Origin of the sequence: Streptomyces sp. NBC_01237 (assembly GCF_035917275.1) — a bacterium.
GTDB lineage: Bacteria > Actinomycetota > Actinomycetes > Streptomycetales > Streptomycetaceae > Streptomyces.
In genome coordinates this window covers 1,132,472-1,153,038 of record NZ_CP108509.1, presented here as the reverse complement: position 1 = coordinate 1,153,038, position 20,567 = coordinate 1,132,472, and the positions used below count along the sequence as shown (strand labels likewise).

The 20,567-nt window shown below is 70.9% G+C and carries 12 protein-coding genes; 9 read left to right on the top strand and 3 right to left on the bottom strand.

Translation table 11 applies throughout. The features are described from left to right. Positions 1-18: 18 nt before the first annotated feature. Positions 19-1,410, bottom strand: a complete 1,392-nt coding sequence (locus OG251_RS41275; protein WP_326682401.1) for an MFS transporter — start codon at positions 1,408-1,410, stop codon at positions 19-21. Between the two features lie 128 nt (positions 1,411-1,538). Here OG251_RS41275 and OG251_RS41270 point away from each other — a divergent pair, with 128 nt between their 5' ends. The 6 genes from OG251_RS41270 to OG251_RS41245 are packed head-to-tail and all read left to right on the top strand — an operon-like array spanning position 1,539 to position 15,514. Further along, a complete protein-coding gene (locus tag OG251_RS41270; protein WP_326682400.1) occupies positions 1,539-6,119 on the top strand; it encodes a non-ribosomal peptide synthetase in 4,581 nt (1,526 codons plus the stop codon). Next, positions 6,116-11,146 (top strand): non-ribosomal peptide synthetase, encoded by a 5,031-nt coding sequence (locus OG251_RS41265; protein ID WP_326682399.1) that lies wholly within the window; start codon positions 6,116-6,118, stop codon positions 11,144-11,146. Before OG251_RS41270 ends, OG251_RS41265 begins: the two co-directional genes overlap by 4 nt. A 59-nt stretch (positions 11,147-11,205) precedes the next feature. Continuing rightward, the gene (gene proB / locus OG251_RS41260; RefSeq protein ID WP_326682398.1) at positions 11,206-12,279 is read left to right on the top strand and encodes a glutamate 5-kinase; all 1,074 of its coding nucleotides are present in this window, start codon (positions 11,206-11,208) and stop codon (positions 12,277-12,279) included. Between the two features lies 1 nt (position 12,280). Continuing rightward, a complete protein-coding gene (locus OG251_RS41255; RefSeq protein WP_326682397.1) occupies positions 12,281-13,537 on the top strand; it encodes a glutamate-5-semialdehyde dehydrogenase in 1,257 nt (418 codons plus the stop codon). Continuing rightward, positions 13,527-14,699: a pyridoxal phosphate-dependent aminotransferase gene (locus OG251_RS41250; protein ID WP_326682395.1), complete on the top strand. Its 1,173-nt coding sequence runs from the start codon at positions 13,527-13,529 to the stop codon at positions 14,697-14,699. The genes OG251_RS41255 and OG251_RS41250 overlap by 11 nt, the downstream gene beginning before the upstream one ends. Continuing rightward, positions 14,696-15,514 carry a pyrroline-5-carboxylate reductase family protein gene (locus tag OG251_RS41245; protein WP_326682394.1) on the top strand — a complete coding sequence of 273 codons (819 nt, stop codon included), beginning with the start codon at positions 14,696-14,698 and terminating at the stop codon, positions 15,512-15,514. Before OG251_RS41250 ends, OG251_RS41245 begins: the two co-directional genes overlap by 4 nt. Positions 15,515-15,904: 390 nt before the next feature. Here OG251_RS41245 and OG251_RS41240 read toward each other — a convergent pair whose 3' ends face one another. Both OG251_RS41240 and OG251_RS41235 read right to left on the bottom strand, forming a co-directional pair. Beyond that, a complete protein-coding gene (locus OG251_RS41240; RefSeq protein ID WP_326682393.1) occupies positions 15,905-17,521 on the bottom strand; it encodes a hypothetical protein in 1,617 nt (538 codons plus the stop codon). A gap of 271 nt (positions 17,522-17,792) precedes the next feature. Further along, entirely contained in the window at positions 17,793-18,431 is a 639-nt protein-coding gene (locus OG251_RS41235; protein ID WP_326682392.1) for a TetR/AcrR family transcriptional regulator, read from the bottom strand. Between the two features lie 159 nt (positions 18,432-18,590). On the opposite strand from OG251_RS41235, the gene OG251_RS41230 reads away from it, so the two are divergent. From OG251_RS41230 to OG251_RS41220, 3 genes are all read left to right on the top strand, one after another. Next, positions 18,591-19,433 (top strand): SDR family NAD(P)-dependent oxidoreductase, encoded by an 843-nt coding sequence (locus tag OG251_RS41230; protein ID WP_326682391.1) that lies wholly within the window; start codon positions 18,591-18,593, stop codon positions 19,431-19,433. A gap of 209 nt (positions 19,434-19,642) precedes the next feature. Beyond that, entirely contained in the window at positions 19,643-19,876 is a 234-nt protein-coding gene (locus OG251_RS41225; protein ID WP_326682390.1) for a DUF5988 family protein, read from the top strand. A gap of 3 nt (positions 19,877-19,879) precedes the next feature. Continuing rightward, positions 19,880-20,542, top strand: coding sequence for an O-methyltransferase (locus OG251_RS41220; RefSeq protein ID WP_326682389.1), 663 nt, complete (start codon positions 19,880-19,882; stop codon positions 20,540-20,542). Positions 20,543-20,567 lie beyond the last annotated feature (25 nt).

The window sequence follows — 20,567 nt, the reverse complement described above, 5'->3', positions numbered from 1 at the left end:
GGGCGGCACCGTGCGGAGTCAGCGCACGACGCCGCTGACCTCCGTCGGCCGCAGGGGGCGCGGCCGGACGCGGCGCAGCCCGCACAGGACGGCGCTGACGACACCCAGACCGAGCGTGGCCAGGGTGGCGGAGAGGAGAGTGCGGCCCGCACCCCAGCCGGCGACGATCAGTCCGCCGATCCCGATTCCGGCCGGGCCCGACGTCACCAGGAGCGCGCTCCTGGCCGCGAGTACCTGCGCGAGGTCGTCCGCGCCGACGGTGCGCTGGATGAGGGCGGTCGAGGTGGCGCCGAAGGGGGCGTAGAGCACGCCGACGGCACCGAAACAGGGCACGGTTACGGCGATCGGTGCTCCCAGGCCGAGCGGCAGGAGGGCGAGGCCCGCGCCGATCACGCTGCCGTTGAGGACCAGCCAGTGCGGCAGCCGCCCCAGGTGTGCGGCGAGCAGTCCGCCGCCGACAGCACCCGCGCCGAATGCCGCGAAGTGCCACGCCAGGACCGAGGCCGGGGCCTTGAGATCGTCGGCGACATGTACCGGCAGACCGACTTCGATGGGTCCGTACAGCAGATAGAAGCCGAACGTCAGTGCCATCACGCCGAGGAGCGCCGGCTGTCGGGCGATGAACCGGAATCCTGCGGTCCGGTCCTTCTCCTGCTTCGCCCGCTCGGTACGAGGCATCGTCGGCAGCGCGAACCGGCAGGTGACCGCCAGGATCGCGAAGGTGAGCGCGTCGACCGCCAGCGCCCACAGCGCTCCGACCCAGGCGATGAGCAGTCCGGCGATCACCGGTCCGATCAGGATTCCGGTCTGGCTGAGCGTCGAGATCAGTGCGTTGGCCGACAGATGCCGGGACTTGGGAAGCATCTCCGCGACCAGCGTGTAGTACCCGGCCGAGCCCCATGAGCGCAGGAGCGACGAGGCGGCCAGCAGCCCCACGTACACGCCGATGGACAGGACGTCGAAGAGGGCTGCGACGGGTATCAGGCCCAGCCCCACTGTCCGCAGCCACGCGTTCCACGCCAGGAGCTGGGCTCCGCCGCGCCCACGCATCAGCGGCCCCAGCAGCACCACCCCCGCGGCCCCCGGCAGCGTGTAGGCGCCCACGGCGAGCGCGACCCACAGCCCGTAGCCCTGCTGCGGGGCCAGCTGCAACGCCAGCCAGCTGACCGCGACGGCACTCATGCCGTCGCCGAGGAACGAAACGATGAACCCCGGCCATACGCGCCGCAGCCGCGGGTGCGATAACACCGGAGCAAAGGGGACGTACCGCTCGACCCACCGTGCTGTTTGAGCCACCACTTGCCTTTCGTTCTCCCGTTGAAGCGCGCCGCATCCTGCCGCAAAGAGCAGCACCGGGACTATGGCCGTCCCGCCGGCGAGACATCGGGAATTCGGCGGCCCGCTTCGCATACGACCAGTCCCACCAGCCACCTACCATACGGATCTGCCTCCAACTGACGACCTCCGGCCATCTGTTGAAAATCGCTTTCTGCATATGCTCCTCAACGCCGCTGGGCACGCCGGATGCGCGTCGGGCGATGGGGGGAATACAAATGAGCCAACTCACTCCTGAACAGCAAGACCTCATCAGGCAGCGCCTGCGGGGGACTGCGACGGGAACTTCCGGGAGGGCGGCCCGGCCGGCCGGGATACCTCGCGCACAGGACAAGGGCATTGCGTCGTTCGCACAGCGGCAGCTTTGGTTTCTTGAGCAATTGATGCCGAAAGCCCCTATGCATGTCGTCGACACACTGTGGTCGATCGGCGGAGAGCTCGACGTGGCGGCCCTGCGGGCCTCCCTCGATGCCATATGGCACCGGCACGACTCGCTGCGAGCGCGGTTCGAGGAGGAGGACGAAACCCTCCGGCAGATCGTCGCCGAGCCCGGGCGGTTCCCCCTCGACCTCGTCGACCTCTCCGCGCCGGGCCCCGCCCCGGCCCGTGCCGAGGCGATCCGGCTCGCAGGCGCGGACGCGGCCGAGGGCTTCGACCTGTCGGCCGGCCCCCTGATGCGCGCCCGCCTGTTCAAACTCGCGCCGGATCAGCACGCCCTGATGCTCAACTTCCATCACATCGTCGTGGACGGCTGGTCGATGGGGGTGCTGTGGAGTGAACTCAGCACCCTGTACGGGACGTTCCGCATCGCAGGCCCGTCATCGCTGCCCCCGCTGCCCCTGCAGCACACCCAGTTCGCCGCCCAGGAGCGGGAGTGGATGCGCGGCGAGGAGGCGGCCGACCGGCTGCGCTTCTGGAAGGAGCTGCTCGACGCCGCCCCCTCCGCGCTCGACCTGCGCACCGATCTGCCACGTCCGCGCACGCTCAGCGGTCGCGCGGGGAAGGTGGAGTTCACCGTCGACACGGACGTCGCGGAGGGACTGCGCAGACTCGGGCGTGATCACGGTGCGTCCCTGTTCATGGTGCTGCTGGCCTCCTTCGACGCGCTTCTGTCCCGGTACACCGGCAGCACCGACATCGTCACCGGCACCCCCTCCTCGGGACGCGCACGTCCCGAGCTCGAAGGTCTCATCGGATTCTTCGTCAATCTGCTCCCGTTGCGCGTCTCGTGGTCGGGCGACCCGACCTTCCTGGAACTGCTCGAAAAGGTCCGGGACGTCTCGCTCGACGCCTACGCCAATGACGGCGTGCCCTTCGAACGCATCGTGGAGGAGGTGGCACCCACCCGTGACATCAGCCGTACCCCGCTGTGTCAGATCTGGTTCGACGGCGGGCGAGACCACACCTTCGAACAGCCCCATGGCCTCGATGTGGCGGACCTGCCCCGCGACCGGCACAGCGCGCGCATGGACCTGGAGCTGCGCATCGCCGTGGACGAGGGGGAGCTGGCGGGCCACTTCCTGTACAGCACCGATCTGTTCCTTCCGGCGACCGTGGAGCGGCTCGCGCGCCATCTGAAGACGTTGCTGCGCGCCGTGGCCACGCATCCCGAACTGCCGCTGTCGCGCCTGTCGCCGCTCGGTCACGACGAGGCGACCACGCTGATCGAGGGCTGGAACGCCACCAGCACACCGGTGCCGGCCGACGCCGAGCCGGTCGCGGCCTTCGACGCCTGGGCTGCCCGCACCCCCGAGGCCGTCGCCGTCCGCTGCGGCTCGGACACCCTGACATACCGCCAACTGCGCAACCGGGCCGACGGGTGGGCGCGGTCGCTGAGGTCGAGGGGAATCGGTCCCGAGGACATCGTGGTGCTGGCCGTGCCGCGCTCGGCGGCGACAGTGGTCGGGATGCTCGCCGTCCTCAAGTCCGGGGCGGCATACGTACCACTGGATCTGGACCAGCCGGTGGGCCGCGTGGCCCACATCCTGACGGACTGCCGGGCGACGCTGATCCTCACGACCGCCGAGGCGATGACGGGTCTGCCCGAGACCGGCACACCGATGCTGCTGCTCGACAGCCTCGACAGCCTCGACAGCCTCGACGACGTCGACAGCCCCGGCAGCCCTGACATCCACGGCGGTGCGGTGCTGCCCGGTTCCGCGTCCGGACCGCTGCCGGCTCCCGCGGTCGAGCCCGCGCACCCGGCGTACGTGATCTACACCTCCGGCTCGACCGGCCGCCCCAAGGGTGTCGTCATTCCCCGCGCCGCCCTGGCCAATCTGCTGGGGTGTGTGGCCGAGCGACTGCGGCCCGGCCCTCAGGACCGGTTCCTCGCGATCACCACGACGGCGTTCGACATCGCGGCGGTGGAGATTCTGCTGCCGCTCACCACGGGCGGCCAACTCCTCTTGGCGGAAACGGAGTTGCTGAAGGACGCAGGCGCGATCGCCGCTGCGGCCCGAGAGCGCGGCGCCACGCTGATGCAGGCCACCCCTTCGCTCTGGCACGCCCTCGCCGAAGCGGACCCGGAGAGTCTGCGCGGGCTGCGCATGCTGACGGTCGGCGAGGTCCTCCCGGCCGAACTCGGCGCCACCATGCACGCGCTGGCCGCCGACGCGACCAACTTCTACGGCCCCACCGAGACCACGATCTACTCCACGGCGAAGGTCCTGGACGGTTCCCCGGGCGCCCCGACCGTGGGAGTCCCGCTGTGGAACAACCGCGCGTACGTGCTCGACCGGCATCTGCAGCCCGTACCGCCCGGAGTCACCGGTGAGCTGTACATCGCGGGTCTCGGGCTGGCCCGCGGCTATCTCGGACGACCCGGTCTCACCTCGACGTGCTTCGTCGCCGACCCGTTCGGCGCGCCGGGGAGCCGGATGTACCGCACCGGAGACCTCGCCCGCTGGACCGCCGACGGCGAACTCGAATGCCTGGGCCGCACCGACCACCAGGTGAAGCTGCGCGGCTACCGGATCGAGCTGGGCGAGATCGAGTCCGCGGCGGCGGCGCACCCGGGCGTGGAGCGCGCGGCCGTGCGGCTGCGCCGGACCCCGGCGGGCGAGCCGGCACTCGCCGCCTATGTCGTCCCCCGCCCCGACGCAGCCGGCCTGCCCGGCCTTGAGGAACGCCAACTCGACGCCTGGCAGGCGGTGTACGACTCCCTCTACCGGGACGCTCTGCCGGCTGACGGCAAGGCGGTCGAGGACAGCTTCGCGATCTGGACCAGTGTCTACGACGGCGCCCCCATCCCTGAGGCGGAGATGGCCGAGTGGCGTGAATCCACCGTGCGCCGCATCCGCGGCCTCGCACCTCGCAGGGTCCTGGAGATCGGTGCGGGCAACGGCCTGCTGCTGTCCCGGATCGCACCGCACTGCGAGGAGTACTGCGCCACGGACGTATCGGACGACGTGGTGGAGCGGCTGCGGCAGCTCGTCGCGGGCCGCGCGGACCTCACGGGCCGCGTTCGGGTGCGCAAGCAGGCCGCCCACGTGCTCGACGGTCTGCCCGAGGGCCACTTCGACACCATCGTCCTCAACTCGGTCGTGCAGTACTTCCCCAGTGCCTCCTACCTCGCCGGCGTCATGGAGGCCCTCGTCCGGCATCTCGCGCCCGGCGGCGCCGTCTTCGTCGGCGACGTACGCAACGTGCGACTGCTGCGGACGCTGCGCACCGCCATCCGGTCGCGCGACGGCGGCGACCCCCGGGAGATCGCGGCCCAGGTGGCACAGGACCTCGTCCAGGAGCGCGAACTCCTGGTCGATCCCGACTGCTTCATGTACCTGGCCCGTACGCTGCCCGCGGTCGAAGGCGTGGACATCCAGCTGCGCCGCGGCCGGACGCACAACGAACTGACCCGCCACCGCTACGACGCTGTTCTGTACAGCACGGGCGCGGAGGTCAGAGACCTGACCGAGGCCGACAGCACGGACTGGGACTCGCTGGGCTCACTCACGGCCCTGGAGGAACGGCTCGTCGGACGACGTCCTCGCGAGCTGCGGGTGACCGGCATCCCCAACGCCCGTCTGGAGGCCGAGGCCGCCGCACTGCACGCAGTGCACACGGACACGGACGCACCCCGTCCCGGCGGGACGGCCGTCGACCCGGAGGACGTGTACGCCCTCGCCGACAGCCTCGGCCTCCATGCCGCCGTCACCTGGTCGGGGCCGGGGGGCGAGCACCTCTTCGACGCGGTCCTCATGGAACGCGGTACGGCGCGGGCGGCCGGCACCTACCGGTCCCTGGCGCCCCCTCCCCAACGCGTCGACGAGCTGACCAACGACCCCGGGCGGCGACAGCGCGCGACGGAGCTCGCCGCATCCGTGCGGGCGAGCCTCGCCGAGCGCCTGCCCTCCTACATGGTCCCGTCGGGCATCGAGGTGCTCGATGAGCTGCCGCTCACCCCGAACGGCAAGCTCGATCTCGACGCGCTGCCCGACCCCGCTGCCCCGGCGTCCGGCGCCGGACGCGCTCCCCGCACATCGCAGGAGACGGCACTGTGCGAGATGTTCGCCGAGATCCTCGGGCAGCCGAGCGTGTCGGTGGACGACGACTTCTTCACGCTCGGCGGCCATTCACTGCTCGCCACACGTCTCGTGAGCCGGGTGCGCGCCCGCCTCGGCCTCGATCTGCGCATCCCCGACGTGTTCGAAGCACCCACCGTTGCCGAGCTGGCCGGGCGGCTCGGACGGGCCAGGCCGGCACGGCCGGCCCTTCGGCGTGCGAGGCGCCCCGACCCCGTATCCGCCGGCCCCGAGAGCGCACCTGAGGCGTCGCAGTCATGACCACGCAGACCTTTCCCGCACTGTTCGCCGCCGCGGTGGCCGCCCGACCGGGGGCCACGGCGGTGCGGGCCGCCGGCACCACCCTCAGCTACGCGGAACTCGACCGCGCGTCGAGCCGCCTGGCCCACCAGCTGATCGAGCGCGGCGCGGGACCCGAGAAGGTGATCGCGGTCGAGCTTCCCCGCTCCCCGCGGTGGGTGGTGGCTCTGCTCGCGGTCCTCAAGTCCGGCGCGTGCTATCTGCCGGTGGACCCCACACACCACCCGGAGCGGATCGCGGCACTCCATTCGAGTGCCCGCCCCACCTTGACCATCCGGGCCGGCGCGGACGGTACGGCGCCGGACGCTACGGCCACGGACGGTACGGCCACCGACGTGCTCGTACTCGGCGAAGAGCCGGATGTCGCCATGGGCTACCCGGAAACGGCGCCGACCGACACCCAGCGGCGCGCCCGGCTGCTCCCCGAGCACCCCGCGTACGTCATCCACACCTCGGGTTCGACGGGGACGCCCAAGGGAGTGCAGGTCACGCACACCGGGCTCACCGATCTCCTGACGACCGCGATGGACCGCCAGGGCATCGGTCCGGGCAGCCGGGTGCTGCAGGGCGTCTCGCCGAACTTCGACGTCAGCCTCGGCGACCTCGTGACGGGCCTGCTCAGCGGCGCGACCCTCGTCCTTCCGGCGTCGGGCGGACAGCCCGTCGGGAACGAACTCCTCGCCCTGCTCCGGGATCACGCCGTCACCCACCTGGCCACCACGCCGGGCGTGCTCGGGACGCTCGTGCCCACCCAGGTACCGACGCCCCTCACCCTGACCGTCGGCGGGGAGGCGCTCTCCGCCGAGATGCTCGCCCTCTGGTCGGCGCACCATCAGGTTCTCCTGGCGTACGGGCCCTCGGAGGCGACGGTCCAGGTCACGCTGAGCCACGCGGACGACGCACGCATCCCCTCGCTGGGCCGCCCCGGCGAGGGGGTGCGCATCCACGTGCTCGACGGGGCGCTGCGCCGGGTGGCGGACGGGGAGACCGGGGAGCTGTACATCGCAGGGCCCTGCCTGGCCCGCGGGTATCTCGGGTCCACCGCGCTGACCGCCGAACGGTTCGTCGCGGACCGCTTCGGCCCGCCCGGCACCCGCATGTACCGCTCGGGCGACCTCGTGCGGACGCTGCCCGACGGGACGCTCCGGTTCATGGGCCGGGCCGACGACCAGGTCAAGGTCCGCGGCCACCGCATCGAGCCCGCCGAGGTGGAGGCGGCCCTCGCCACGCACCCGGAGGTGCGCCAGGTCTGTGTCGTGGCACGCCCGACAGCTCTGGGGCAGCAGTTGGTCGCCTGCACCGTGCCGGCCGGGGCGGTTTCACCGCGCGCCGCCGAGCTGCGGGAGTTCGTGCGCGGACGCCTGCCCGACTACATGGTGCCGGGCATCTTCGTGGAGCTGTCCGAACTGCCGCTGACCGCCAACGGGAAGGTGGACCGCTCCGCGCTGACGGTGCCCGCCGCACCCCGGACGGCGCCCCCGGTGCCGCCCCGCAACGACGCGGAGCGGCGCATGGCCGCGCTGTGGACGGAGATCCTCGGCGGCGCCGAACTCGGCATCGACGACGACTTCCTCGAACGGGGCGGCCACTCGTTGCAGGCCGCGCAGATCGTCTCCCGTACCCGCGAGGCGTACGGCGTGGACGTCCCGGTACGCGGCCTGTTCGACCACCCGACAGTGCGCGCGTTCACGGAGCTGGTGGCGCACGCGGGCGGCGCCACCGTACCGGCCATCGCCCCCGCCGCCGGCGATCCCCCACTCTCCTTCGCACAGCAGAGGCTGTGGTTCCTGGACCAGGTCGGCACCGACTCCGCGCTCTACAACGTGCAGGGGCTGTGGCGCATCGTGGGACGCCTGGACGTCGGTGCCCTGGAGCGGGCCATCAACGAGGTCCGGCGCCGTCACGACGTGCTGCGCAGCACCTTCGTGAGCGTGGCCGGCCTGCCGCGCGTCGTCATCGGTGCGCCCGGTGACCTCCCGCTGATCTGGACGGATCTGTCGGGCCTGGACCCCGAGCGGGCCGGGACCGAAGCGCGTGCGGTGGCACGGCGGTGCGCGGACGAGCCGTTCGACCTGGCCCGCGGCCCCTTGATGCGCACGCGGCTGATGCGCACGGACGACGCGACGCACTATCTGGCGGTGACGTTCCAGCACATCGTCGTGGACGGCTGGTCCATGAACGTGTTCTGGGCGGAGGTGTCCGCCCTCTACGACGGTCTGGCCCGGGGACGTTCCGTGCCGCTGCCCGAGCTGCCGGTTCAGTACACCGACTACGCGGCGTGGCAGCGCACGATGCTGGACGACTCCGAGAACGCGCGTCACCTCGCCTTCTGGCGTGAGCAGCTGGCCGGGGCACCGGACTCCCTCGACCTGCCGACGGACCGTCCTCGTCCCAGGACGCCCTCCGGGCGCGGAGCGCAGGTGGACTTCACCGTCCCGGTCGCCGTGGCCGACGAGTTGCGTGCGCTGGGGCGCGCCCACGGCGCGAGCCTGTTCATGGTGCTGCTCGCCGGGTTCGACGTGCTGCTCGCCAAGCACAGCGCGAGCAGCGACATCGTGACCGGTTCCCCCGTCTCGGGACGCGTACGTCCTGAACTCGACAAGCTCATCGGCTTCTTCGTGAACACGATCCCGCTGCGTCTGCGCTGGTCCGGCGATCCGCACTTCACGGAGCTGCTGCGGCAGGCACGCGAGGTCACCCTGGACGCCTACGCACACGAGGCGTACCCCTTCGAGCATGTCGTGGCGGAGCTGACCGGCGAGCGTGACCTCGGCCGCAATCCGGTGTTCCAGGTGTGGTTCGACGTCGACAGCGTCGCCGAGCCGACGCTGCCCGGCGACCTGGAGTGCGCGCCGGTGCCGATGCCCGCCCACGTGGCCCGCTTCGACCTCGAAATGTATCTGGAGGACCGGGACGGCCTTCTCTCGGGGCGGCTCGTGCACAGCACGGACCTGTTCACCGGGGAGACGGCCGCGGGGCTCGTCCGGCAGTTCCTGCGACTGCTCGCCGGCATCGCCGAGCGGGCCGACCGCCCGCTGTCGCAACTGTCCGCCCTGGAGGACCGGGAGCGTGAGACGCTCCTGGTGGAATGGAACCGGGACCCGGTCGACGTGCACACCGGCGGCAGCATCGTCGACACGTTCACCGAGCAGCTGGCGCGCAGCCCTGACCGCACCGCACTCGCGGACGGCCAGGAGTCCTTGACCTACGCAGAGTTGGAAGCCCGGGCCAACCAGGTGGCGAACGCACTCCGCGCCCGGGGGTGCGGCCCCGAGCAGGTGATCGGCGTCTGCATGAACCGCGGCGTGGACGTGTTCGTGCTCATGCTCGGCATCATGAAGGCGGGCGGCGTGTATCTTCCGCTCGATCCGATCCACCCCGCCGACCGTCTCGGCTACATGCTGGAGAGCGCGGGCGCGGGCCTGGTCGTGTACGGGGCGGGATTCGAGCAGTGCGTCGCCGGCGGTACCGCGGCGCTGGTCGGGGCCGGGGAGTTCCTGGCGCGGGCCGGCGCGGCGCCGACGACCCGGCCCGAGCGGAAGGCGCTGCCCGGCCATCTTTCGCACGTGCTGTTCACCTCCGGCTCGACCGGCCGCCCCAAGGGCATCGGTCTGTGCGACAGCACGCTGGAGAACCTGGTGGGCTGGAAGCTGGCGGACGGTCACGGACACCGTCGTGTGGCCCAGTTGTCGTCCATCGGCTTCGACGTCGCCCTGCAGGAGTTCTATGTGACGCTCGCGGCGGGTGGCACGCTCACCGTGATCGACGACCGCACGAGGGAGGACCTGGACCGCCTGCTCGACGTGCTCGCCGAGAAGCGCGTCCAGCGCATGTACTCCTCCCCGTCCATGCTCCAGCAGCTCGCCGCGACCTGGGCGCGGCGAGCGGACCGGCATACGCTGCCGCTGACCCTGACAGAGGTGATCGTCGGTGGTGAGGCGCTGCGTCTGACCACCGAGATCCGCGAGTTCCTGGCCGCACTCGACGGAGCGGTCCTGGAGAACCAGTACGGGCCGGCCGAGACGCACGCCGTCACGCGCCTCACCCTGGGCGGCGAACCGGCGTGTTGGCCGGCCCGCCCGCCGATCGGCACGCCGCTGCCCAATGTGGCGGTCTACGTCCTGGACGAGCGGCTTCGTCCCGTGCCCGTCGGAGTCCGCGGCGAGGTGTATCTGCGCAGCTCCGCGCTGGCCCGCGGCTACATCGGACGCCCCTCCATGACCGCGGCGCGCTACGTCGCCGACCCGTTCAGCGGCGAACCGGGCAGCCGGATGTACCGGACCGGTGATGTGGCGCGCTGGACGACGGACGGCCGGCTCGAGTTCGCGGGCCGCACCGACGACCAGGTGAAGATCCGCGGGTTCCGCATCGAGCCGGCCGAGGTGGAGGTGGTCATCAGTACGCACCCACAGGTACAGAACGCGGCCGTGCTCGTCCACCCGGGGCCGGGCGGCGGACTCCAGCTCACCGCGTACATCGTGCCGGTGGCGGGCGGTACGGCCCCGGCCGCCAAAGCGCTCAAGGACTTCCTGCGGACACTGCTGCCGGACTACATGATCCCGGTGTCGTACGTTCCCCTGCCCGAACTCCCCCTGAATCCGAACGGCAAGGTGGACCGGCGGGCCCTGCCCGAGCCCGACGCGGTCCTGGGCGGGGGAGCCGTGGCCGAGGCGCTCGGCTCGGCGCAGGAGGAGATCATCGCGGGCATCTGGACACAGGTCCTCGCAGTCGGGCCGGTCGGCCCGCACGACAACTTCTTCGACCTGGGCGGGCATTCGCTCCTCGCCACCCAGGTGGTGTCCCGCGTGCGCGAGGCCTTCGCGGTCACGCTGCCCGTCCGCGCCCTCTTCGAGAACCCGACCGTCTCCCTGCTCGCGCAGAAGGTCGAGGAGGTGATCACGGCGGAGGTGCTGGGCATGACGGCGCAGGAGATGGCGCGCTTCACCTCCGCCGACGACGGACCGGGCGACACCGCTCCCTCCTCCTGACCCCTTCACCCGGCTCATCCCCGTGCGCGCACATGTCCCCTACCGGAAGCAGGTCAAGCATGTCGCTCGGCGCCGCTGCAGGACGCGTCGTCATCAAGATCGGTACGTCCTCCCTCATGTCGGAGGGACGCCCCGACCCGGCCAAACTGGACGCGCTCGCGGACGCGGTGGTGCAGCTGCGCGCCGACGGCGTGCAGCCGGTACTCATCGCGTCCGGGGCTATCGCCGCGGGTGACGCGCTGCTGCTCACGCCTGTCGGAGGACAGCCGGCCCACAGCCGCCAGCTCGCCGCCGCTGTCGGACAGGGAGTGCTGTTCGACGCATGCCGCCAGGCCCTGGCCCACCGTGGACTCCTCGCGGCACAGATCCTCCTGACGCCGCCCGACCTCACGCACCCCGAGCACCGCGACAGCGCCCGCACCGTGGTCGAGGAGAGCCTGGCGAGCGGGCTCGTACCGGTGGTGAACGAGAACGACGCCGTCATGGTCCGCAACAACGATGTGCTCGCGGCGCTGCTCGCCGCGGCGCTCGGCGCGGCGAGACTGGTCCTGCTGACGGATGTGCCGGGACTGTTCGAGAGCGATCCGCGGCGCGACGCCGACGCCCGGCTCATCCCCGAAGTGCTCGCCATGACCCCGGAGGTGGAGCGCCTCGCCGGTCTGGCCGCGCAAGGACTCGGTACCGGCGGAATGCCCGCGAAGCTGTGCGCGGCGTGGATCGCCTCCATGGCCGGTGTCCCCACCGTCATCGCGGGAGCCGACAGCCCCGACGTCGTGGTGCGCGCGGTGGTCGGGAAGCCCGTCGGCACACTCGTCCACCCGCGCACGCCCGACAAGGAGCTTGACCTCGGCCGACTGTGGCGGGCCCTGGGCGCGCCACCCGCCGGCCGGGTCGTCTGCCACCCCGAGGCGGTCGCCGCCGTGCGCGACGGGCGGCCGCTGACGCTCGGTCACAGCATCACGGTCGAGGGCACCTTCACCGCGGACTCCGTGGTCGATGTGCTCGTGCCCGGCCAGGGCGTCATCGCCCGAGGCCGCGCCAGTACGGCCTGCGACACGATCACGGGCATGCGCCACCCCACTGGGACAACCGTCATCCATCACGTCGACTACATCCGTTTTCTGGAGGCCTGAGATGTCCGTACCTGTCAATGAGATCTGCCGCCGTGCCTACGAGGCGTCGCTGGTCGTGAAGGAACTGACGACCGAGGTCAAGGACCGGGTGCTCATGGAGATGGCCGAAGCCATCGACACGGCCGCGGCCCGGCTGCAGGAGGCCAATCAGCTCGACGTCGCCGCCGCCCGCGAGGCCGGCACCTCGGCGACCCTGATCGACCGGCTGACCCTCACCGACAAGCGCATTGCCGGCATGACGAAGGCGATCCGTACGATCGTCGACCTGCCCGACCCCGTCGGCGCCGTGGTTCAGGGCTGGACCCGGCCCAACGGCCTGCAGATCGAGCAGGTCCGCGAGCCCCTCGGCGTTGTCGCCGTGATCTACGAGGCGCGGCCCAACGTCACGGCCGACGTCGCGGCCCTGTGCCTGAAGACGGGCAACGCGGCGGTCCTGCGCGGCTCGTCGATCGCACAGCACACCAACGCCGCCATCGCCGATGTCCTCACGGAGGTCCTGCGGCGGCAGGAGGACGTGCCCGACGACGCGGTGCAGCTCGTCCGCGACACATCGCGCGAGGCGGCCCTGGAGCTGCTGCGCGCCGACGAGTACCTCGATCTGCTGGTGCCCCGCGGCGGTCCCGGCCTGATCAAGACGGTGCAGGACAACGCGACGGTACCGACCGTCATCGACGGCGACGGCAACTGTCATGTGTACGTGGACGCGACAGCGGACCGGGCCATGGCGACGGACATCGTGGTCAACGGCAAGACGTCCCGCCCCAGCGTGTGCAACGCCGTGGAGACACTCCTCGTCCACGCCGACCTGGCGGCGGACTGGCTGCCCAAGACCCTCGACGCGCTGCGGGACCTGGGCGTCGAGATCCGCGGCGACGACCGCACCCGCAAGGCGTGGCCCGCTGCCGTGGAGGCGCGGGAGGCCGACTGGGAGACTGAGTACCTGGACCTGGTGCTCGCGGTGAAGGTCGTCGACAGCCTCGACGACGCCCTGGCCCACATCAACCGCTACGGAACGCGCAACGCCGAGGGCATCGTGGCGCAGGACATCGCGGTGGCACGGCGCTTCGCCCGCGCGATCGACTCCGGCAGCGTCTTCGTGAACACCTCCACGCGCTACTCCGACGGCGGTGAGTTCGGCTACGGCGTCGAGATCGGCGTCTCCACGCAGAAGCTGCACGCCCGCGGTCCGATGGGCCTGGAGTCGCTGACCTGTGTCAAGAACGTCGTCTGGGGAAGCGGGCAGGTCCGTGTTCTCTGAGACCCCACTGCTGCCGCCGCGGCACTCCAGCCTGCTCGACGGGATCTCGGAGGCGTCATCGATCCGGCTCAACAACCGGATCTACGAACTCCAGGAAGCCGGCCGGGACATCATCACGCTCTCCCTGGGCGAGGCGTTCTTCGACATTCCCCTGCCGTCGTTCGAAGGGCTGCCCGCCCAGAAGATCCATCACTACTCCCACTCCCGGGGCGTGCCACTGCTGCGCGAGAAGCTGGCCGCCTACCAGCAGGAGATCTCCACCGCGCCGGTCGACGCGGCCCAGGAGATCCTGGTGACCGCCGGGTCCAAGGCGGCGATCTACATGGCGCTCACCGCACTGCTCGAACCGGGCGACGAGGTGATCATCCCGGAGCCGCTGTGGGTGAGCTATCCCGACCAGGTGCGCCTCGCCCGTGCCGTGCCGGTGATGACGCCCTGGTACGAGTCCGTGGAGGAGTTCGGCGCCCGCATCACGCCCCGCACCAAGGCGATCATCGTCAACAATCCCCACAACCCCACCGGTCGCCGCCTGAGCGCCGATCAGCTGCGGGGCCTGCACCGGCTGGCCGACCAGCACGGCCTGTTCCTCATCGCCGACGAGGCCTACCACGAGTTCGTGCCCGCCGGAGAGCGCTTCGTCTCGGCCCTTGAGCACGACCCGGACAAGCGGCACACCATCGTGTGTAACTCGATGTCGAAGAACTACGGGATCTCGGGCTGGCGGATCGGCTATCTGGTCGCGGGAGCGTCCCTGCTCTCACAGATCATCAAGATCCAGCAGCACCTCGTGACGTGCGCACCGACGATTCTGAGCTACTACCTCGCGGAGCACTTCGAATCCGTCCTGGAGCGCACCAGGCCGCAGATCCGGAGGGTGGTGGAAACCCGCAACCGCATGGGGCGGCTTCTCGCCGACCGGGGTGTCGACTGCCTCGAAGGGGACGCCACCTTCTACCTGTTCGCCTCGCTCGGCGGCTCGAAGCTCAACTCCGACGACTTCGCCCATGAGTTGCTCGTGCGGCATGGCGTCGGAGTGGTACCGGGCTCGGGCTACGGCGCCTCGTGCGACCGGTTCGTACGGATCGCGGTCGGCGCGGAGAGCGAGGAGCGCCTGATACGTGGGGTCTCCGCGGTGGCCACCCTGATCGAGGAGACCCGATGAGCGGGGCGGCCCACCCGACGCTCGCGTTCATCGGCTGCGGCCGCATCACCCGCGCCCTGGTGCAGGGCCTCGTCGGCGCCGGACACCCCGCGCACCTGCTGCGCGGGGTGTCCCGCAGCGGGGCCGGGGCCCTGGCGCTGAGCCGGGAGTTCGGCATCACCGCGGTGGACGGGAGCGCCGACGCGGTGCGGGGCGCCGACATCGTGGTGCTCGCCGTGCATCCGCACCAGACACCCGAGGCCCTCGCCGCCCTGTCCGGCCTGCTCGGCCCGGAACAGACGCTGCTGTCACTGGTGGCGTCATGGCGGACGGAGGCCGTCGCGGCACCCCTGCCCGGTGTGCCGGTGGTGCGGGCCGTGCCGAATGTGGGGGTGGGGGTGCGCGCGGGAGCCACCGTGTTCTCGGCCGGCCCCCGTACCGATGCGTCCCGGCTGCGTGCGGTGGAGCAGCTGTTCGCGCCGCTGGGAGAGACGCTCACCGTCGCCGAGGAACTGCTGGAGACGGTGAGTGCGGTGTCCGGGGCGGGCCCGGCGCTGGTCGCGCACTTCGCGCGGTCGCTCGCCGGGGCGGGCGTGGCTCAGGGACTCGACGAGCGGACGGCAGCGGTCCTCGCCGCCCACGCGGTCCGCAGCACCGGAGCGCTGCTGGCCCAGGACGCGATGACCGTGGACGCGGTCATCGACTCCGTCGCCTCGCCGGGCGGCATGACGGAGGCCGCGTTGCGTGTGCTGGACGCGGACGAGGTGCCCGCCGCCGCGCGGCGCGCCGTGGACGCCGCGGTGCGGCTGTCGATGGGACGGCTGGCACGTGCGTGACCGGGGAACGCGGCCGCAGGGCGGGGTGGGCTTCATACGCGGACTGCGCAGATCACTTGCCGCCACCGTGTGCTGCGCGTCGTGCGTGGCCGCGCTGGCACGGGGGCACACCCCACGCCCGCACAGCGGCTCCGCGGTGGACCGGACGCCAGGTACCGGTCGGGAACACGTCTGAACCGCGCGCCGTGCCTCGCGCGTGTGGGCTGAGCGCCGCCCGGAGCGGGAGCGAAAGGGGCTCCCGCTCCGGGGCGCGGCGGAGCGGCTGGATCCGGGGGACCGGGGGCGGGTCGGGCCTCCCGCCCGGAGTGGCCCGCCGATCGGCGCCGATCTCGCGAGCGGGCCCGATCGAGGAGAGGCCGCCGGGAAACCCGCACTCCGGTATCCCCGCGGTCAGCGAACTCCGGCCAACTCCACCTGATCGCTCCGCGCGGCGCGCATGAGGTGCCCGTGGTACTTCGCGCACAGGTCCGCCGACGCTTCGTCCGCGATCCGTTGCGGCCGGACGGGCAGGAAGCCGCAGTCCGCGCCCTTCAGGTACGCCACGTAGTGGTCCAGCCCCGCCGTGAACTTCCGGATGTCGCGGACGAGGGACCGCAGGAGAACCCTGTGCCTGGCCCGCAGCGACGGGCACAGATCGAGGATGCCGCGATGCCAGTTGTCGCACTCGTTGACTCCACACGCGTCGACGAGTTTGACGAACGCGACCTGTCCTTCGTCCCGCACATCGACCGAGCCGTTCGCCGCCTTCAGCCATGCCGTCATCTCGCGGGCCATGGCGACGTAGTCGCAGCAGTCGCAGGCCACCAGCAACTCGGGGTCGGGCACGACGGTGGAGAGATACGCGCGCTGCGTCCGCAGCAGCGCGGACAGGCTGTCGGAGTCCCGCCAACTCGTCGCCAGTTCGGCCTGTGTCCGCTCCGGCAGCCCCCGGAACACGAACCGGTGCCGCTGTCCCAGCCAGACGTAGTGGCTCCACAGGGCCCACGCATCCGTCTCGGACCGGGACCACGAGTCGTCGCGGATGCGCTCCACGGCCCACTCGATCGCGCCCCGGGCACCGGACTCGCAGAGGGTGTCGAGGAGATTGCGCTCCCCGCACATGGCCTCGTCCACCATGTCGACGCTACTGCAGATGATCATCACGCCGAGGCGGGCGACCACGCTGCGCGCGAACTCGTCGCAGTCGGACTCGACATCGCCGAGGATCCCGAAGTTGACGAGTTCGGAGCCCAGCAGGATCGGAAGCGGGTCCACCCCGGCGGGGAGAGCCGCGTCGCACAGCCAGTGGGCGTCCACCCGCCCACCGGAGTCCACCCCCTGACTGAGTCCGAGGCACACCACTTCTTCCGCGTCACGCACCCGGCCCGGCAGCGTCGTCGCCCGCTGTACCTTGAGCCAGTCCGCGTACTCGTAGTGGTCTCCGCCCTGGTAGTCGCATGCCCAGCCGAGGCCCAGCCTCGATGCCGCCCAAAGGTCCGACCGGGCGTGGGCGAGCGGGAATCCGCTGGTCAGTACCAGGATCGCGCATTCGCCGACATGGTCGTCGCACAGCTCCGGGGCGGGCCGCAGGAACGGGTTCCTGCCGAGCAGCGAAAGCTCTTCGCCACCTCCCGGATTCTCGAAGTGGTTTCCTCGGTGCCATTCCCGCAGCACATCGCCCACCACCTTGAGGACGCTTCCCAGAACCGCCGCTTTGGTGATCCCGGTGGCACCCTTGTGTTCGTCCTTGAGCAGGCCGTCCATGAAAGCGCCGCGACTTGCCTTCTCGGGGATTTTCGCGGCCCTGTACGCGGTGGACAGCCAGCGGCCGCCACATGCCGCGCACATCGCTTCCCGCCCCTGACCGCAGCCGCAGAGCGCGGACGGCGATGCCGGAACGTGCGCACCGAGCGCCGCGAAGTACTTATAGGCCACACGGATCAGGGAATCGACATCGGCGACCTCGCCCAGAGGAGCCGCGAATTGTTCGTGGAACCCTTCCGCCTGCCCGCCTTCGTGAGCGCACACGGCAAAAATCGGCCAACTCTGATGACTCATATCTGCTACCACCCGGAAATTTCGGCCTTCCATATGCTCATGCCGGTACGTTGACCACCGCATGCGCCATCGCTCCCGGGGGCGGCACTGTGCCGACGACAGCCCGGGAGGGCCGACAGACAGTGTGAGATTGCGCCCGCCGATCTGACCAGGCGTGACATAGGTGCTGAAAGATCGAACTACGGCGCGCCACCCGCGCGCTCCCCCTGCGCCACCTCGGCCCGCGGTGGCTCCCGAGGGCTCAGGGCGCATCACCCGGACCGGGCAGCGGTGCCTGGTGCGGACGGGTGCGAAGTCCGTCGAGAATGATCGCCAGATAACGTCGCCACGCCTCGGACGGGTGTTCGGCGGGCAGGGACATGACGGCGTCGATCATCGCGGCGATCGGCGCGAGGTCGGCCTCGGTGACTCCGTCGCGCAGCGAGCCCTGGGTGCGGGCCCGCGCCACGAGCTGCTCGCAGTGCGAGGTGATCTCCCGCCGGGCTCGGGCCAGGCCGGCGCCTTCGACGGTGCCGTGGCGCATCAGCTCGCGCAGCCCGCGGTTGTGCGCGGCCCGTGCCAGGGCCCGCTCAAGGAAGTCGGCCAGGGCGGCGAAGGCGTCGCGCCCGGCCCGGGCCTCCTGCGCCATCGCCGCGATCTCGTCGAGCTCCTCGCCGAAGACGGCCTGCGCGAGCGCCTGTTTGTCGGGGAACTTCCGGTAGACGGTGCCGACTCCGAGGCCGGCGTGGTGCGCGACGTCGTTGAGCGTGGCCTGAAGGCCGCGCGCCGCGAAGACCTCGCGCCCGGCCCGGAGGATGCGCCGGCGGTTGAGCTCGGCATCCCGTCTCAACGGGCGTCCCGACGCCACGGCGGGTTCCTCGTCCTCCCGCTGCCTGCCCATGAACGGCTCCTTCCGTCGGTGTAGCTCCATTGAAACGGATACAGCATATCCGGTTCGTGGTACGGTCCCCGCGTAAGCGGATAGAGGATATCCGTATATTGGTTCCGTGGGATCGGGCCGCGTGTCCGTCACGCGGCCCGGAGGGAAAGGGAGTCGGGGATGCGGACCGTGGTCATCACTGGAGGAACCGACGGGCTCGGCAAAGGGCTCGCTCTGCACTACCTGCGCCAAGGTGCGCGGGTGCTCGCAGTGGGCAGCACACCCGCGAAGGGCGAGGCCCTGCTGGCGGAGGCGTCCGCCCTTCCGGCCGGTGACCGCGTCACATTCCTGCGGGCCGACCTGACCTCGGTCGCGGCGGCCGAGGAACTCGTCGCCACGGTCGAGAGCGCCTGCACCTCGGTGGACACACTGATCCTGTGCGCCCAGCGGTACCGGCTCTCCGGCCCCCGCACCGTCACCCGCGAAGGGTTCGAGCACAGCTTCGCCCTCGCCTACCTGAGCCGGTACGTCCTCGGCCACGGCCTGCGCACGGCGCTGGAGTCCGCACCACGACCGGTCATCATGAACGTCGGCACCCCCGGCGTCCCCCTGGGCCGGATCCACTGGGACGACCTGCAACTGACGCGCCACTACAGCGGCACCAGGGCCACCCTGCAGTCCTTCCGTGCCAACGACCTGCTCGGTACGGCCTACGCCACCGTGTACGCCGGCACCCCCATCCGCTACATCGGCTACAACCCCGGGGTCGTGGCGACCGGCATGCCCGACCATCTTCCACAACCGCTGCGCACCCTCACCAAGGCGTCCTTCGCCCTGCTCGCCACCTCCGTGGCGAAGGCCGTCGCCCCCATGGCCCGCCTCCTGGACGAACCGCCGGCCGAACGCTTCACCGCCTACCGTGTCACTCGTCGACTGCCGCTGAAGGGGCCGTCGTTCGACCCGGACGCCGCACTGCGTCTGCACCGCCTCACCCAGGATCTGGTACGCAATCGGAGCGAGTAGTCATCCTGGCCACCCAGCAACCTTGTGCGGCGAACAGAGTGAGGGGCGTGCGCTGACCCACGTCGCGCGCGAGGTACTACGAGCGCCCTGCCCGTACGCCTGGTGGAGCTCTTTCTGATCATGCCCAATTGAGTACAAAGGAAATGTATCGCTCCCGGCGTCCGGCGTGTGACCGTCGGCCGTCGCGGTGACGAGAGGTGGGGGTGGGCATGGCCGGCGAGGATGCGACGGGGGCAGGGCGGTTGGTGGTGCTGTGCGGCGGGCCACCGGAACTCCCGCGTGTGCAACGGCTGCCGGAAGGGATCGTCGCGGACGCATCGCGGCTCATCGTGGCCTTCTACGGACGGCATCAGCGCTTCGTGCGCACCAGCGAGACGGCGTTGGTGGAGGGCCGGACGGTGCCCGTGTTCCGGTTCCACTACAGCACGAAGATCGCCGAGTAGGCAGTGGCGCATCAGGTTTCGGTCGGCCCGGAGCTTCTGGAATATGTCAGGGAATCCTCTCTCAGGGAGGATGAGATCCTGCGCGATCTGCGCCGGGTGACCGCAGAGTTGCCCGGTGGGGAATCGATGCACGTCATGGCCGAGGAGGGGCAGCTCCTCGCGTTCCTCATCGCGGCCGCGGGTGTCGCGGACGTGCTGGAGATCGGCACGTTCACCGGCTACAGCACCTTGTGGATGGCTCGCGCTCTTCCGCCGCACGGTCGGTTGGTCACCTGCGAGATGAGTGAGCGGTGGCCCGAGATCGGTGCCGGCCATTGGCGGCGTGCCGGCGTCGAGGAACGGATCGACGTGCGCATCGGTGCCGCGATCGACACTCTTGAGGAGATGCTCGCCGACGGCCGTTCCGAGAGCTTCGGACTCATTTTCATCGATGCCGACAAGGCGAACTATCCGCGCTACTACGAGCTGGCGTTGCGGCTCGTGCGGCCGGGCGGACTGCTGGTGGTGGACAACACGCTCCTCGCGGGCCGGGTCATCGACCCCCTCGCCGACGACGCGGACACCGCCGGTGTCCGTGAGCTCAACGCCAGGATCCGGGACGATCGGCGCGTCGACCTCTGCATGCTCCCGATGGCCGACGGCATCACCCTGGTCCGCCGACGGTGACCGTCACCGGATCGGGCCGGTCCGA

Excerpts from the sequence above, each read along its gene's own strand:
- OG251_RS41230 (WP_326682391.1), top strand. The coding sequence starts at position 18,591 with ATGCGGACCGTGGTCATCACTGGAGGAACCGACGGGCTCGGCAAAGGG.
- OG251_RS41265 (WP_326682399.1), top strand. The coding sequence starts at position 6,116 with ATGACCACGCAGACCTTTCCCGCACTGTTCGCCGCCGCGGTGGCCGCC.
- OG251_RS41225 (WP_326682390.1), top strand. The coding sequence starts at position 19,643 with ATGGCCGGCGAGGATGCGACGGGGGCAGGGCGGTTGGTGGTGCTGTGC.
- OG251_RS41270 (WP_326682400.1), top strand. The coding sequence starts at position 1,539 with ATGGGGGGAATACAAATGAGCCAACTCACTCCTGAACAGCAAGACCTC.
- OG251_RS41235 (WP_326682392.1), bottom strand. The coding sequence starts at position 18,431 with ATGGGCAGGCAGCGGGAGGACGAGGAACCCGCCGTGGCGTCGGGACGC.
- OG251_RS41245 (WP_326682394.1), top strand. The coding sequence starts at position 14,696 with ATGAGCGGGGCGGCCCACCCGACGCTCGCGTTCATCGGCTGCGGCCGC.
- OG251_RS41275 (WP_326682401.1), bottom strand. The coding sequence starts at position 1,410 with ATGCGAAGCGGGCCGCCGAATTCCCGATGTCTCGCCGGCGGGACGGCC.
- proB (WP_326682398.1), top strand. The coding sequence starts at position 11,206 with ATGTCGCTCGGCGCCGCTGCAGGACGCGTCGTCATCAAGATCGGTACG.
- OG251_RS41255 (WP_326682397.1), top strand. The coding sequence starts at position 12,281 with ATGTCCGTACCTGTCAATGAGATCTGCCGCCGTGCCTACGAGGCGTCG.